The organism is Paenibacillus sp. NPDC056579 (assembly GCF_042793215.1).
Classification (GTDB): domain Bacteria; phylum Bacillota; class Bacilli; order Paenibacillales; family NBRC-103111; genus Paenibacillus_S.
The window spans coordinates 411,143-425,755 of sequence record NZ_JBHTVD010000003.1 but is presented as its reverse complement, the minus strand read 5'-3'; the positions used below and the strand labels follow the sequence as shown (position 1 = coordinate 425,755).

The following is a 14,613-nucleotide window of genomic DNA, read 5'->3' as shown; positions in this document are numbered from 1 at the left end:
GTAGCTTGTCTAAAGAAAGTAGGTTGATCATGGGGGAACAAACGAATCCGATAATCTACGTTGCTTCCGATTCTGCGGGAGAGACGGGGGAGGCTGTGGTTCGCGCGGCCATGGTGCAGTTTTATCCTCAGCCGGTGGATATGCGCATCGTTCCTTTTTTGGAGGACAGGGCGGGAATCGACAGACTCATCCAAACGGCGAAGCAAAGGGACGGAATCATCGTATTTACGCTCGTCATCCCGGAGCTGCGCGATTATTTGGTCGAGCAGGCGATTCGCAGCCAGCTGCAATACATTGATTTGCTTGGGCCGATCATAGGCTCGCTTGAGAAGAAGCTGCAGCAGGAGTCGCGCCATCAGCCGGGCATGATACATCCGCTGGATGAAGATTATTTCAAGAAGGTCGAAGCGGTCGAATTTGCGGTGAAGTATGATGACGGAAGAGATTTCAACGGCGTGCTGCAAGCCGATATCGTGCTGGTCGGTGTATCGCGAACGTCGAAAACCCCGTTGTCCATGTATTTGGCCCACAAAAAGTTCAAGGTCGCCAATGTTCCGCTGGTGCCGGAAATTCAGCCGCCGGAACAGCTGTTCACCGTATCGAACAAGAAAATCATCGGGCTTCGCATTACTCCGGAGAAGCTGAACGTGATCCGTTCGGAGCGACTGAAAATGCTCGGCTTGCCTCAGGATGCAATGTACGCAAATGTCGAAAGAATCAATATGGAGCTCGCATTTGCCGACAAAATCATGAAAAGGCTGGGCTGCCGAATCATTGATGTGTCAAACAAGGCTGTCGAAGAAACGGCGAGTTTGATCATCGAATTGCTCCAAAGCCGATAAACGGTTTTTTCCCGATGGGGAGCAGGATTTTTTATTTCTTCATCGTATATAATATTACGGTGGTACTTAAGTACGAATTCGATAGGACTTGAATTATGACTCATAAAATCATTGTGGATGCCGACGCTTGTCCGGTAAAGTCGGAAATCGTCAAAGCTGCGGCGCAGTTTCATGTCGATGTGGTGATGGTTGCTTCCTTCGATCATCGCTTGTCTCCGATGGACGGCGTGCAGATTGTTCAAGTCGATCGTTCCGATCAATCGGTCGATCTGTATATTGCAAACCGGATAGCTCCCGGAGATATTCTGGTGACGCAGGATTTCGGGCTTGCGGCTCTTGCTCTCGGCAAGAAAGCCATCGCTCTCTCCAACCGCGGCCAGCAATACAGCGACAGGACAATCGATTTTTTGCTGGACCGGAGGCACGAGCAGGCGAAGCAGCGGCGCGGAGGCAAGCATTCCAAAGGGCCGAAACCGTTTACCGACGAGGATCGACATTTTTTTCTACATTCTTTGACAAAACTTTTGATATCCTTGCAGGAGATTGCGGAGAGGTAGCGAATAGTAATACGTGTTAATGGAATTGAAGGTGGATAGGATGAGTAACGGACGCATTCCTGAAGAAATCATTGAAGCGGTCCTGAAGCATCATGATATTGTAGATGTCGTCGGCCGCTATGTGCATCTAAGCAAGCAGGGCCACTACATGAAAGGGCTTTGCCCTTTTCATTCGGAGAGAACGCCATCTTTCACCGTCACACCTGAAAAGCAAATCTATCATTGCTTCGGCTGCGGAGCCGGAGGCGGCGTTATTCAGTTTTTGATGGCGATGGAAGGATACACCTTCGCGGAAGCGATCAGTCAAATGGCCAAGGACGCCAATCTGGATATCGGAATCGACCCGAGGTCGGATCGCCGTTCCGAGCAAAACCCGGAGAAGACGAAGCTCCTCGAAGCTTACGAGCTTGCCGGCAAATTATATCAATATATATTGAAGAATACCGAGCAGGGCAAGCAGGCTTTGCAATATTTACGATCACGGGGTTTGAACGACAAGCTTATCGAAACGTTCGGCATCGGCTACGCTCCTACCCAATGGGATACGTTGACCCAGCTGCTCGAACGGAGGCAATTTCCTTTACCTTTAATGGAAAAAGGCGGACTCATCTCTTCTAGGCAGGACGGCCAAGGTTATTTCGACAAGTTCCGCGACAGGATCCTGTTTCCGATTTATGATTGGAAGGGCCAGCTGATAGCATTTGGCGGCAGGGCGATGGGAGATGTGCAGCCGAAATATTTGAACAGCCCGGAATCCATGCTGTTTTACAAAAGCCGAAGCTTGTATAATATCCATTTATCCAGGCCTCATATCCGCAAATACCGGCAATTGGTGCTGTTCGAAGGATATGTAGACGTCATCAAGGCTTGGGAAGCGGGGGTTACGACAGGCGTTGCCACCATGGGAACGGCTTTGACGGAAGAGCACGCAGAGGTCATCCGCAAGCAAGCCGATCAGGTTATCGTCGCCTATGACGGCGATTCCGCGGGTCAGGCCGCTGCCTACAAGAGCATTCCGATTCTCGAAAAAGCGGGCTGCGTTGTCAAGATTGCAATGATCCCGAACGGGCAAGATCCTGACGAGTATATTACAAGTAACGGTTCTGAACGATTCGTACGGGAAGTGATTGAAGCTGCCGTACCGTCGATCAAATATAAACTTCTTTATTTTCGCAAAAATTTCAAACTGCAAGAGGATGGAGAAAAGCTTCGGTACATCCAGCAAGCGCTCAAAATTATTGCCGATATTCCTTCACCAATTGAAAGAGAGCACTACGTTAGAGAGCTGTCATCCGAATTTCGTTATTCCTATGAAGCGGCGCTTCAAACTTTGAATGAAATTAGACTCCAAGCGGAAAAAAACAACAGGTTCGGGGATAATAAAGACAAAGCGTGGAATAATGTTATGAATGACGGAACACCTCGAGAGCGAAGTCCTTCCTTATCTTTAGCTTATCATAATGCTGAACGCCAGCTCCTGGCCATCATGATGTACGACCGGGAAGTAACACAGCAGGTGGAGCGGGAGCTGGGGGACCAGTTTAACGTAGATGCGCACGCGGCTCTGGCTGCTTATTTGTACGCTTATTTTGCACAAGGCTTCGAGCCGAACGCAAGCAGCTTTATTGCTATGCTTCAAGAAGCCGAGCTGGAAAGCTTGGCGAGTTCTATTGCGATGATGGGCAATTCTCACGGGGTCAACGATCAAGTCATCGACGATTACATCCGGGAAATAAAAAAATATCCGCAGCAGCAGCTAATTGAGCGAAAAAGAGAAGAAATGATTTCCGCAGAACGTTCAGGGGATATCATACGTGCTGCACAAATAGGCATTGAGATTATTTCCCTAGAAAAGCAATTGAAATCATCCTAGTTCCATAACGGGGGATGACTCTAGGGAGGAGGGAGTTGGATTATGGCGAACGATCAACGTACGGAGATAGAGACTGAGTTGACGTTAGAGCAAGTCAAGGAGCAGCTGATTGAGCAGGGCAAGAAGCGTTCCTCTTTAACCTACAAAGATATTATGGAGAAGCTGGCTCCGTTTGATCAGGATCCTGAACAGATCGATGAGTTTTTCGAGCAGCTCTCGGAAATGGGCATTGATGTAGGCAATGAATCGGACGAAGATAATGATATGAATCCGGATCAGGATCAGGACGATTTTCATTTTGACGATGATTTGTCCCTTCCGCCTGGGATCAAGATCAATGACCCGGTTCGTATGTATTTGAAAGAAATCGGCCGCGTGCCTTTGCTATCGGCAGAGGATGAGATCGGTCTCGCGAAACGGATCGAGCTCGGAGACGAAGAGGCCAAACGCCGCTTGGCGGAAGCTAACCTGCGCCTTGTCGTAAGTATTGCAAAACGCTATGTGGGCCGTGGCATGCTTTTCCTCGATTTGATTCAGGAAGGCAACATGGGCTTGATTAAAGCGGTTGAGAAATTCGACCACGACAAAGGCTTCAAGTTCAGTACGTATGCAACCTGGTGGATTCGTCAGGCTATCACTCGCGCTATTGCCGACCAAGCCCGGACGATCCGGATTCCGGTTCATATGGTGGAAACGATCAACAAGCTGATCCGCGTATCGCGTCAATTGCTTCAGGAGCTCGGTCGCGAACCGATGCCGGAAGAAATTGCGAAAGAAATGGATTTAAGCGTGGAAAAGGTTCGGGAAATTATGAAAATCGCGCAGGAGCCGGTATCGTTGGAAACTCCGATCGGGGAAGAGGACGATTCGCATCTGGGAGATTTCATCGAGGATCAGGAAGCGCTCGCTCCTGCCGATGCCGCGGCATACGAGCTGTTGAAGGAACAGCTAGAGGATGTATTGGATACATTGACCGAGCGTGAAGAAAATGTACTTCGGCTTCGTTTCGGGCTGGACGACGGACGTACCCGCACCTTGGAGGAAGTGGGCAAGGTGTTCGGCGTAACCCGCGAACGGATTCGTCAAATCGAAGCAAAAGCATTGCGCAAGCTGAGACATCCTAGCCGAAGCAAGCGTCTCAAAGATTTTCTTGAATAAAGCAACTCACCTATTCGACCTTTCTGCGCTCGTTGCAGTCAGGTCTAATTTTTTGTTTCACCTCAACCGATAAAAGGAACATGTCAAGAATGAATTTCAAAGGATTGAAGAGGTGGAACGATACTGATGGATGAAAATCGTAAAATCATCATTCGCGAAATAGAGCGCTGGCGCAAAAGCAAGCTGCTGCCCGAGCATTACTGCGATTTTTTATTAAACCTTTATTTAGAGGAAGGCACCGGTAAGCCTTCGGCCGGATTTATGGGCATCACGCCGGCTGTTATAAAAAACAGTAATTGGAAAATATGGATGCTGATCTTCGTCATCATAGCGGCTATTTCTTTAACTGCTCTTAATTTTACCGCTTTTGAATTGCCAATGCAAATTGGCGTTTCTTTGCTCTTCTTATTTATTTGCTATGCGTTAGGGAGCATACAAAATAAAAAGGAGCCGGTTCGTGCGCAAATTTTGTTCGGTATGGCATCTTTATTTCTGCTCTTTATAGGCGTATACTTGCTGCGAATTCACCAAGTCGATGCGCCCGTATGGTTCGTAGGCTATGTTGTGCTCTGCAGCCTGGTATGGCTGTTAACCGGTCTGTTGGCCCGGCTGCTGCTATTCCAGCTAAGCGGCTGGGTCGTGCTTGTGTTTTGCTACGGATGGCTGCTGCATTTCCAGCTGGACACGATCAACTGGCTGACGCTGGAGCTCAGCTGGGTTCCGCTGTGCTTATTGTTCGGATGGCTGGGCTGGATGCTGCATGAGAAAACGAAGCAAATCGCAACCGTATTCCTTATGCTGAGCTGCATCGTTTGGTTTATGCCTGAATTGTATGGTATGCTTTATGCCGAACAGTATGGAGAGCAAACCGTACAGCTGGCGTTAATCGGGAAATTGTTTACCGAAGCCGGATTGTTATTCGCATTTAGAAAAAAATGGACAGAGTGGGTTGCGTAAATATGATACGATTGTCAAAACGACTTGAAATGATAGCGAACCAAGTGCCGGAAGGCAGCAGGCTTGCCGATATCGGCTCCGATCATGCGCTGCTTCCAACGTATTTGGCGCAGAAGGGACGCATCGCGAAAGGCATTGCGGGCGAGGTAAACCCAGGCCCTTACCAGGCTGCGTCGAGACAAATTCGCGAAGCGCGTTTGACGGATACGATAGATGTCCGGTTAGGCAACGGACTTGAAGTCATCTCGGCCGGCGAGGTCGACGTTATTACGATTGCCGGTATGGGCGGAGCATTGATAGCAAGCATTCTTGAGGCAGGCAAGGAGAAGCTCCCGGGAGTAAGCCGGCTGGTGCTTCAACCGAATGTAGGCGAGGCGATGGTCCGTCAATGGCTGCTGGACCACCAGTGGGTGCTTTCGGAGGAAATGATTCTTGAAGAAGACGGCAAAATTTATGAAATTTTGACGGCAGTCCCGTCCGGGCTTGCCTCGACATCTAACGATGAAATCTACAGGGATCAAACGCTTGCCGGGGAAATGCCCGTCCAGCGCGATTGGCTTTTGAAAATGGGTCCGTATTTGCTGCAAGACCCGACACCGGTCTGGTTCGCCAAATGGGATCTGGAATACGGCAAGCTGGAGATGATTCGCGGACAGCTGGCGCTGTCGGAACAGCCGGAGGCCAAGCAGAAGCAGCGGGAAATCGAAGAGGAAATGAAAACGATCAGGGAGGTATTGGCTTGTTTGCAAAAGGACAAAGCATCATCCAACTGATGGAAGAACTGGCGCCCAAGCATTATGCCGTCGCCGACGATAAAATCGGGCTGCAGCTCGGAACATTGAATAAAGATGTGCTGAATGTGCTGATTGCGTTGGACGTGACCGAAGAAGTCGTGGACGAAGCGATCCGTCTTCAGGCAAACCTCATCATAGCTCATCATGCCATCATCTATAGGCCTTTATCGCATTTGCAGACGGACACGCCGGCAGGCAGGCTGTACGAGAAGCTGATCAAGCATGACATCGCGGTCTATATCGCGCATACGAATCTTGACGTAGCCGAAGGCGGCGTTAATGATATGATGGCCGAGGCTCTGGGCCTGACCGGGCTGTCGCCGCTTGAGGATATTCATACGGACAGGCTGAAGAAGCTGGTCGTCTTCATTCCTGAGGACCACTTGGATAAAGTGCGGCAAGCGCTGTTTCAAGCGGGTGCAGGCTGGATCGGCCAATACAGCCATTGCAGCTTCAATATTGAAGGGACAGGAACGTTTGTTCCTGAAGCGGGCAGTGAGCCGTTCATCGGCAAGCAGGGCAAGCTGGAGCAGGTAAAAGAGGTGCGGCTCGAAACGATTATCCCGCAGAGCATCGAACGCAAAGCGATTCAGGCTATGCTGAAAGCCCATCCGTATGAAGAAGTGGCGTACGACTTATATCAGCTTGACTTGAAGGGACGCAGCTTCGGCTTGGGCCGTGTAGGCAAGCTGGATGAGGCTGTAACGCTCCAGGAGCTGTGCGAGCGTGTGAAGCAAGCCTATGACGTTCCCGTCGTAAGGCTTGTAGGCGATCCCGGCAAAGCAGTGCGTAAAATCGCCGTGCTGGGCGGATCGGGAAGCCGCTACGTGCGGCATGCGCTATTTGCCGGCGCCGATGTGCTGGTTACCGGCGACATCGATTATCATACAGCCCAAGACGCTTTGGCTGCTGGGCTTACGATCATTGATCCGGGCCATAACGTCGAGAAAATCTTGAAGCAGGGAGTCGCGGACTACTTGCGGCGCAAGCTTCAGGAGAAAAAGTCCGATACTCAAGTCATTGCATCGCAAATCAATACGGAGCCGTTCCGTTTTGTTTAAAGCTTTCGGCCGCCGCTTTGTACACTATTTAGCAAAAAGTCGATGATTTGGCGGCATTGGCAGTAACGTGAAGGTTGTTTTTTGTTTCGATTCGCTGTATACTAGCAAATGCACATCAGGAAAGCTTGACAGACAATCGCTGGTGAGAAATCACGAGAGGAAAGTCCGGGCTCCGCAGGGCGGGATGCTGGATAACGTCCAGTCAGCGCGAGCTGAAGGCTAGTGCCACAGAAATGGACCGCCGATGGCTTAAGGGTTATCCTTTAAGCACAGGTAAGGGTGGAACCGTGGTGTAAGAGACCACGAGGACCTATGGTGACATAGGTCCTGGTAAACCCCATTTGGAGCAAGACCTAGTGGAACGCAAGTCTCTTCGCGAGACAGTCCTTGCCCGGGACGCGTTCGGGTTGGTCGCTTGAGCTGTTCAGCAATGTTCAGCCTAGATAGATGATTGTCGCTTCAACGGTGGGAGGGTGGTACCCGTTATGACCACTGGAAGTACAGAACCCGGCTTACGGCAAGCTTTCCTGGAACCGAAGAAAAACCGCCCTTTAACAAGGCGGTTTTTGTGCTGTTATGGTCTTCCTCTTAGCCGATCGAGCAATCTTTGCGTCCATGACACAGAAGGCGGATTGCTTTCCGTTCCGGCTGCTGAAGGATTTTGCAGTGCTTGCGGATTTTTGCTGGCTTCCGCTTTTTTCAGAGCGGCTACGACGTCGATCAGACCATAGCCGAAATACTTATCTTTACCTGCGGGTCCGACATCCTGAGCGGTATCGCGCATAATTTGCATAACCTCGGTGTTTTTAAGATTCGGGTTCACCGAGCGGATAAGAGCGGCCAACGCCGTAACATGCGGACTGGCCATCGAAGTGCCGGACAAAGCCGCATATTGGTTATGCGGGTAGGTGCTGGCGATGCTGACTCCAGGCGCCGCAACATCGATATAATCGCCGAAGTTGGAGAAGGATGCTTTATTCTTGTTGGCATCGGCGGCACCTACGGCAAACACTTCCGGATAAGCGGCGGGATAGCCCGGCGTTTCCGTATTGTCGTTGCCGCTTGCTGCAATCAGAACGACATCGTGATCGAAAGCATATTGAATCGCATCGTGGAGGAAGCTTGCATCCGCATAGTTGCCAAGACTCATATTGATTACCTTGGCTCCGTTATCGGTCGCCCATATGATGCCTTGCGCTACGGAATAGGTGCTGCCTGCGCCGGTCTGGTCCAATACCTTGATCGGCATAATGCGGTTGTACCAGCTCATGCCGGCTACACCCAAATTGTTGTTGACGATGGCGCCTACGACTCCGGCAACGTGGGTTCCGTGACCGACATCGTCCAGCGGTGGAGAATCGGAATTGACGACGTTAAAGCCGCTTACGAGCTGGTCCTTCAAGTCAGGATGGTTGAGATCGACTCCGGTATCGACAATAGCGACTTTAATATCCTGAGAGCCTTTGGTTATCGACCAGCCGGGCTCGGTTTCGATAATCGGCAAGTTCCACTGGTAACGCTGATACAGCGAATCGTTAGGCTTAACGCTGTTCTGGTCCTGATTTTGCGAAGCGGCCTGAGCGCGCTCCGTATCCGTCGCTGCGTCAACGCCCTCGCTATTGGTTAAATACAAAAAGTGAGGCTCCGCGTAAACGACGTTCCATTTTTGAAAATAATTCATCAGCTGCTTAGCTTCCATTTGCCCGGATTCGAATACGTAGGTATACCCAATCTTCCGGTAATGGGTAGAGCCGATTTCCGATTGGATTTTAGCCAAATCCGCAGGGGAAGGGTCCTGCTTGAACCGGACTACCACCTGATTCACATGATAATGGCTTGTCCCTTCGTTTTCCTCAGGATGGTCCACCTTGACATCCTTCAGCGTTTTGGAATCGACCGATTCGATTTTGTAACGATTATCGCTTGGATAAGTGACGATACGCAGGTTTTTTAGCTGATGATCCTCGACCTGCTTCAAAATGGTTTGCTTTACAACGCCTAGGGCAGCGATATCGGAATCGTTGGACGGTACGCCGATGACGAAATGGGTAGAGCCGTTGTACTGAAACGGTGCGGATTGATAGCTTTGGCCTTTATCCGTATGTTCTTTGGCCAGCTTCAGCTCCTTTTGGACATGAGCGCCGGTGGCCGGGTCCTTGAAGTCCACGGAGCCGGACTGGATTCCCTCATCTACGGACTGAGTCTTCGTAGCAAGAATCAGCTTCTCCATATGAGGGTGCTCCTTCTGAAGCTCTTGCAGGCCGCTCAGCTTAGCTTCCGCAGGCTGCTGCTTCACCTGGTTCAATATCCGTTGAAGCTCCAGACTGCATTGCGTCCGGCACAAATGGTCCGTAAGCTGCATGTCCTGCGACAGCGTAGTTTGCTTAACCTTCAGCTCTTCGGCTGGCGTAAGGCTTGCAATACGCGGCGCTCCTTCGTTGCGAGGAAAGAGGAGTGCGCCGAAAGCAAGCAGTAGCGCGAAAGACAAGGCATATTTCCACATGGATAGGACTCCTTTACCTTCTGGTTTACCTTTAGTAATCTCCGCAACGAGATTTTCTTACAACCGGAAATCATCCCCTCGGTTTTTTGCCGATAGTCCTTTTAGCTATTACTTTTACAAACATTTTGTGGTACGATGGACTAAGATATCATTTCTTAACCGATGTTTTGTTTTAAATACAGGAGGTCTTGAATTTATGGCGACGTTTAATGTCAAAAATGTGTGTGAAACTACAAAAACCAAATTGAGCGATGCGATCGCTAAACTGGAAACTTTTCTAAACGAACATTCCTTGCAGCAGCTGAATTCCGAAATGGATTCCACGATGGAGGAATTTTATAAGGGGTATTTGTCCGACACTCGGCACTTGCTTGTATTTTGCGAGGTAGCTTACGAGAAGCTCGGCGTCAGCTTGCGTCGTCCTACATTCAATGTTGAGTATGCTGAAAAAGTGCTTTACGAAGTATACCACAGCTGCGTCAACAGCTTCTTTTATCCGAAAAACGAGTGCTATTCTGAAGACGGACGGTATGCCTACACAGGACAAGACGCCATCCGATTCCGTAAAAAACCGAACCGCGCCGTTCGCGATTTGACGATTGAGCTGTCCAAAATTTTCGAAGCGCTCCGCGAAGAGCTGTCTTATTACGAAACCGACTATATTACGCAAAAACGTATGCAAGGCGAACGCGTATAATCATAACAACATGGAAATACTTACTAAAAGAGATGCTGACGCGCATCTCTTTTTGTTTAAACGAAAGGAGTGGTCCTACGGGCTATGACCGAAACGATCACAGTCCATGAGCTGGCTAAAATCAGCCGGCAATTGATTTTATGGAATCAGCACCCTGCGGGAAGCTATGTCGCTTGCCCTTTATTTTCCCATTACGGATTCAGCTGGCTTAGAGACGGCAGCTTTATTGCATATGCTATGGATATAGCGGGAGAGAAAGACAGCGCCGGACGTTTCTACGAATGGGTTCGTCGCGTGCTGGACCGGCAGAAGGACCGGGTGGAGCAGCTGCTGCACAAGCATGCGAATGGCGAGACGATTGCTCAGCATGAGTTTTTACATACAAGATACCATCTCGACGGCAGAGACGACGACCACTCGGAATGGGGACATTTCCAGCTGGATGGATATGGCGCATGGTTATGGGGCGTTGCCGAGCATTGGAAGAGAACCGGCATTGATGAGCTGCCGGAATCGTTTCGTTCCAGCGTTGAGCTGACGATCCGCTATTTGTGCGCGTTCTGGAAGCAGCCGAATTTCGATTGCTGGGAGGAGCGCAACGATCAAATTCATCCGTCGACACTGGCCTGCATCTATGGAGGGCTTTCTTCGATCCATCGGTTTGTGCATATGCCGGAAATCGCTGATGTTGTGAATGATATCCGCTTATTTCTTCTGGAGCATTGCATCCATCCGGAAAAAAAATACTTCGTCAAGAGCATCCGTCCTGCGGCGGATTCAAATAGCTATGATATCGGCTTTGAGGGTGTAGACGCGAGTTTAATGTGGCTCGCTCAGCCGTTTCAAGTATTCGGAGTTGATCATGCCATCATGAATGCTACATTGGCCGAGCTTGAAGCCCGATTGAAAAGCGCCGATGGCGGCGTTCGACGATATGTCGGGGATGAATACTACGGCGGCGGAGAGTGGATATTGCTAACCGCATGGTATGGATGGATCGATTACAGCGCCGGCCAATATGAACAAGCTGCCGAGTCGCTCCAGTGGATTGCCCGTCAAGCCGACGCATGGGGAAGGCTTCCTGAGCAGGTATTCCATTCTCTGGCTTCGAAGGATACTTACGAGCAATGGGTGCATAGATGGGGAACTCCAGCTACGCCATTGCTTTGGTCTCATGCGATGTATCTTGTGCTATATTCCCAGCTTTACGGTTAGTATAACATCACCCTGTTTCCGGGCACTCCTAAGTAAGGGGTGATGATGATGCCAGATGTGAAATGCAGCGTTGCCAACTGTACTTATTGGGCGGAAGGCAATAATTGTGCAGCCAAGTCCATCATGATCGAGATCGACAAGCATGCCAATGCCGATCTGAATTCCGAATTTGCTGAAGATTTCGAAGGCCATCAGGACCAGGCGACAAGTGTGCGCAACACCTGTTGTCATACGTTCAAGGCCAAGAAATAACCATCAGCCTGATTCGGGAGGATTATCACATGAGCGATAAGGAGAAACGCGAGACCTCTTCCGGCAAGCAGCGATATTCCTTCGAGCAATTGCATAAAGAGTCGGGCATGAACGACAAAGAGGAATACGCGGCGGATATGTCGGCTGCGTACGGCGGACCGCTCCAAGCACCGGTAGAAGTGTCCGGAACCAATGAGAGAAGCATGGAAAATGCAAGGGGAGGCACTGCTGCAAACAGCCGTTGGCTGGGTTATACGGCGCTGGCCTTAGCCATTTTATCCATGTTCATGCTTCCGGCAATTCTGGGCAGCGGGGCCATGTTGATTGGCGCCATTGCATTCGGTTTGGGAAGCCGCGCTTTAGGAGTATGGTCTGTTATTCTTGGTCTTATTTCGTTGGCGGGTTACTTTCTGCTTGTCCCGCTTTATTCGTAACGGTATGTCTATGAAACGACGGGAAGCAGGCCTTCAGGCCTGTTTCCTGCTTTTTAAGGCAATTTATGCAAAAAATAGCTGGATGGCAGGTCCAAAACAGTGTACAATGAATGGGTGAATCTTTGAACAGGGAGAGTCCGACTTGATGAACATTCAGCCGAGTACAATCAAGGAGCTGCTTCAGCTGCAGCTGCTGAACCAATTGAGCCTGTTATCTTCTTCCGACTCCCCGGCGGGAAGCGAAGATGATTCCCCATTTTCGGATATATTGAACAGCTTCTTGTCCGCCGCAACAGTACCGAACAAGATGACCTCTGGTGCTGACACTGCGGCGATCGACGGCAGACTTGGTGCCAAAGCGCCCTTAAGGCCGGGCTATGTTCCGGATTTGGCATGGGGCACGAGCATGAATCCGTTATACGGATCCCGAGACAGCTTCGCGGCTGACGCTTTGAATCCGCTGATAGATCAGGCAAGCCGGCGTTACGGTGTGCAATCGAGTTTGGTGAAAGCGGTTATCGACGCCGAATCGTCCTTTAACCCGAATGCGGTTTCCCGGGCAGGCGCCAAAGGATTAATGCAGCTCATGGATGGAACGAGCAGAGGGCTGGGAGTCAGCAATCCGTTGGATCCCGAGCAGAACGTACACGGCGGAACGCAGTACTTATCCGGCTTATTGCGCAAGTATAACGGCAATCGTGCCGTTGCTCTCGCCGCTTACAACGCGGGTCCGGGGCGCATAGACCGGTTGGGCATAACGACGGATCAAGAGCTGATGTCGAAGCTGCACCTGCTGCCGTCCGAAACGCAAGATTACGTAAGCAAAGTGATGAGGCTTCAACGGCAGTATGAGGCTTGATTGAACAAGCATGACCGAGACCTTCTGTAAGCGTGCCGATTTCGGGATGTAGCTTAAGAAAGGTCTTATTTTTACCACAATAGAATTGATATGATTCGAAATTCGGATGCAAACATTCTATTTGGCGATAAAAACAACCTCTAAACGCGGCCGTTCCTCTGTGAAAGGTCTCGGTAGAGGTTTTTCTCAATGTTTTTTCAGCCATAACCCTGGTTAAGCAGCAAAAATAGGAGGAGATGAACTTGATTTATCTGGATTATGCAGCTACGACGCCTCCTTACGACGAAGTAGCCGAGACGATGATACAGGTGATGAAACAGCATTTCGGCAACCCTTCGTCACTGCATCGCGTCGGCGTGGAAGCCGAGCAGCTCGTTCGTCAGGCACGAACGGTCATTGCAAAATGCTTGCAGGTTCGGCCTGAAGAAATCCGGTTTACCTCCGGCGGCACGGAAAGCAACAATATGGCTATTCAAGGCGCAGCACGCCAATACCGCCATAGAGGAAATCATTTGGTTACGACGGTCATTGAGCATGCGTCGGTGTATGAAACGTTCCGCGAGCTGGAGCGGGAGGGATTCCGGGTGACGTATTTGCCTGTCGACGAGACGGGCTGCGTAAAGCTGGAAGAGCTCAAGCAAGCGGTATCCGACGAGACGATTCTGGTGAGCGTTATGGCGGTAAATAATGAAATGGGACGTATTCAGCCGATTGAGGAGATTGGAGCGATATTGAAATCGCATCCGAAGACGCTGTTTCATGTCGATGCCGTTCAGGCGGTCGGCAAGCTGCCGCTGGACCCGGTGAGGGACCGGATCGATCTGCTGTCCTGCTCGGCGCATAAGCTGCGCGGCCCGAAAGGGGTCGGTTTTTTGTATTGCCGGCAGGGCTTGGAGCTTCATCCTCTCGTCTTCGGAGGCGGGCAAGAATCGGGATTGCGTTCCGGTACCGAGAACGTCCCGGCTATCGTCGGAATGGCCAAAGCCGTACGCATCGCCTTTGAGCAGCGGCGGCAGTTTGCAGAGCATACCGCTCGGCTGCGCGAGCGTTTCGTCGAGGGGATCCGCGCCATCCCGGAGCTGACGCTTAACGGATCGGAGCATGCGGAACATATGGCGCCGCACATTGTTCATTTTTCATTCCCGGGTATGAAGTCGGAAGTTCTTGTTCATGCTTTAGAACAGCACGATATGTACGTTTCGACCCGATCGGCCTGTTCCTCGGGAGCCAATCTGCCAAGCCGGGTGCTCCATGAGATGGGGTATGACGATGAAAGGGCCGCGAACGGGATTCGAATCAGTTATTCTTTAAGTCAGAGCCTGGAAGATGCGGAACGGTTCTGTACCGCGTTGCAAGCCGTAGTGGAGCAATTGAAGCCGGCGATGAAGGCACAGCATAAACGGAGGTAGCA

General features: G+C 50.6%; 14 protein-coding genes and 1 other RNA gene. 14 read left to right on the top strand and 1 reads right to left on the bottom strand.

The window, feature by feature from the left end:
• Nucleotides 1-29: 29 nt before the first annotated feature.
• The 8 genes from ACFQ88_RS14530 to rnpB all read left to right on the top strand — a co-directional run bounded on the left by ACFQ88_RS14530 (nucleotide 30) and on the right by rnpB (nucleotide 7,772).
• Nucleotides 30-842 (top strand): pyruvate, water dikinase regulatory protein, encoded by an 813-nt coding sequence (locus ACFQ88_RS14530; protein WP_239627029.1) that lies wholly within the window; start codon nucleotides 30-32, stop codon nucleotides 840-842.
• 95 nt (nucleotides 843-937) lie between these two features.
• Nucleotides 938-1,399 carry a YaiI/YqxD family protein gene (locus ACFQ88_RS14525; protein WP_379454575.1) on the top strand — a complete coding sequence of 154 codons (462 nt, stop codon included), beginning with the start codon at nucleotides 938-940 and terminating at the stop codon, nucleotides 1,397-1,399.
• 40 nt (nucleotides 1,400-1,439) lie between these two features.
• Nucleotides 1,440-3,272: a DNA primase gene (dnaG, locus tag ACFQ88_RS14520; protein ID WP_239627025.1), complete on the top strand. Its 1,833-nt coding sequence runs from the start codon at nucleotides 1,440-1,442 to the stop codon at nucleotides 3,270-3,272.
• A gap of 42 nt (nucleotides 3,273-3,314) precedes the next feature.
• Entirely contained in the window at nucleotides 3,315-4,430 is a 1,116-nt protein-coding gene (rpoD, locus tag ACFQ88_RS14515) for an RNA polymerase sigma factor RpoD (protein WP_239627024.1), read from the top strand.
• A gap of 126 nt (nucleotides 4,431-4,556) precedes the next feature.
• Nucleotides 4,557-5,387, top strand: coding sequence for a hypothetical protein (locus ACFQ88_RS14510; RefSeq protein ID WP_379454574.1), 831 nt, complete (start codon nucleotides 4,557-4,559; stop codon nucleotides 5,385-5,387).
• A 2-nt stretch (nucleotides 5,388-5,389) separates the two neighbouring features.
• Nucleotides 5,390-6,160 carry a tRNA (adenine(22)-N(1))-methyltransferase gene (locus tag ACFQ88_RS14505; RefSeq protein ID WP_379454573.1) on the top strand — a complete coding sequence of 257 codons (771 nt, stop codon included), beginning with the start codon at nucleotides 5,390-5,392 and terminating at the stop codon, nucleotides 6,158-6,160.
• On the top strand, nucleotides 6,127-7,242 hold the full coding sequence (locus ACFQ88_RS14500; protein WP_379454572.1) for a Nif3-like dinuclear metal center hexameric protein: 1,116 nt from the start codon (nucleotides 6,127-6,129) through the stop codon (nucleotides 7,240-7,242). The genes ACFQ88_RS14505 and ACFQ88_RS14500 overlap by 34 nt, the downstream gene beginning before the upstream one ends.
• A gap of 120 nt (nucleotides 7,243-7,362) precedes the next feature.
• Nucleotides 7,363-7,772, top strand: an RNA gene (gene rnpB / locus ACFQ88_RS14495) — RNase P RNA component class A.
• Between the two features lie 44 nt (nucleotides 7,773-7,816).
• Here rnpB and ACFQ88_RS14490 read toward each other — a convergent pair.
• A complete protein-coding gene (locus ACFQ88_RS14490; protein ID WP_379454571.1) occupies nucleotides 7,817-9,745 on the bottom strand; it encodes a S8 family peptidase in 1,929 nt (642 codons plus the stop codon).
• Between the two features lie 196 nt (nucleotides 9,746-9,941).
• Here ACFQ88_RS14490 and ACFQ88_RS14485 point away from each other — a divergent pair, with 196 nt between their 5' ends.
• From ACFQ88_RS14485 to ACFQ88_RS14460, 6 genes are all read left to right on the top strand, one after another.
• Nucleotides 9,942-10,442: a YpuI family protein gene (locus tag ACFQ88_RS14485; protein WP_239627017.1), complete on the top strand. Its 501-nt coding sequence runs from the start codon at nucleotides 9,942-9,944 to the stop codon at nucleotides 10,440-10,442.
• 84 nt (nucleotides 10,443-10,526) lie between these two features.
• Nucleotides 10,527-11,657, top strand: coding sequence for a glycoside hydrolase family 15 protein (locus ACFQ88_RS14480; protein ID WP_379454570.1), 1,131 nt, complete (start codon nucleotides 10,527-10,529; stop codon nucleotides 11,655-11,657).
• Between the two features lie 48 nt (nucleotides 11,658-11,705).
• On the top strand, nucleotides 11,706-11,909 hold the full coding sequence (locus ACFQ88_RS14475; protein ID WP_239627014.1) for a DUF1540 domain-containing protein: 204 nt from the start codon (nucleotides 11,706-11,708) through the stop codon (nucleotides 11,907-11,909).
• 29 nt (nucleotides 11,910-11,938) lie between these two features.
• Nucleotides 11,939-12,343, top strand: coding sequence for a hypothetical protein (locus tag ACFQ88_RS14470; RefSeq protein ID WP_379454569.1), 405 nt, complete (start codon nucleotides 11,939-11,941; stop codon nucleotides 12,341-12,343).
• A 145-nt stretch (nucleotides 12,344-12,488) separates the two neighbouring features.
• Nucleotides 12,489-13,202: a lytic transglycosylase domain-containing protein gene (locus ACFQ88_RS14465; RefSeq protein ID WP_379454568.1), complete on the top strand. Its 714-nt coding sequence runs from the start codon at nucleotides 12,489-12,491 to the stop codon at nucleotides 13,200-13,202.
• 242 nt (nucleotides 13,203-13,444) lie between these two features.
• Complete coding sequence (locus ACFQ88_RS14460) at nucleotides 13,445-14,611, top strand: cysteine desulfurase family protein (RefSeq protein WP_379454567.1); 1,167 nt, start codon at nucleotides 13,445-13,447, stop codon at nucleotides 14,609-14,611.
• Nucleotides 14,612-14,613: the final 2 nt, after the last annotated feature.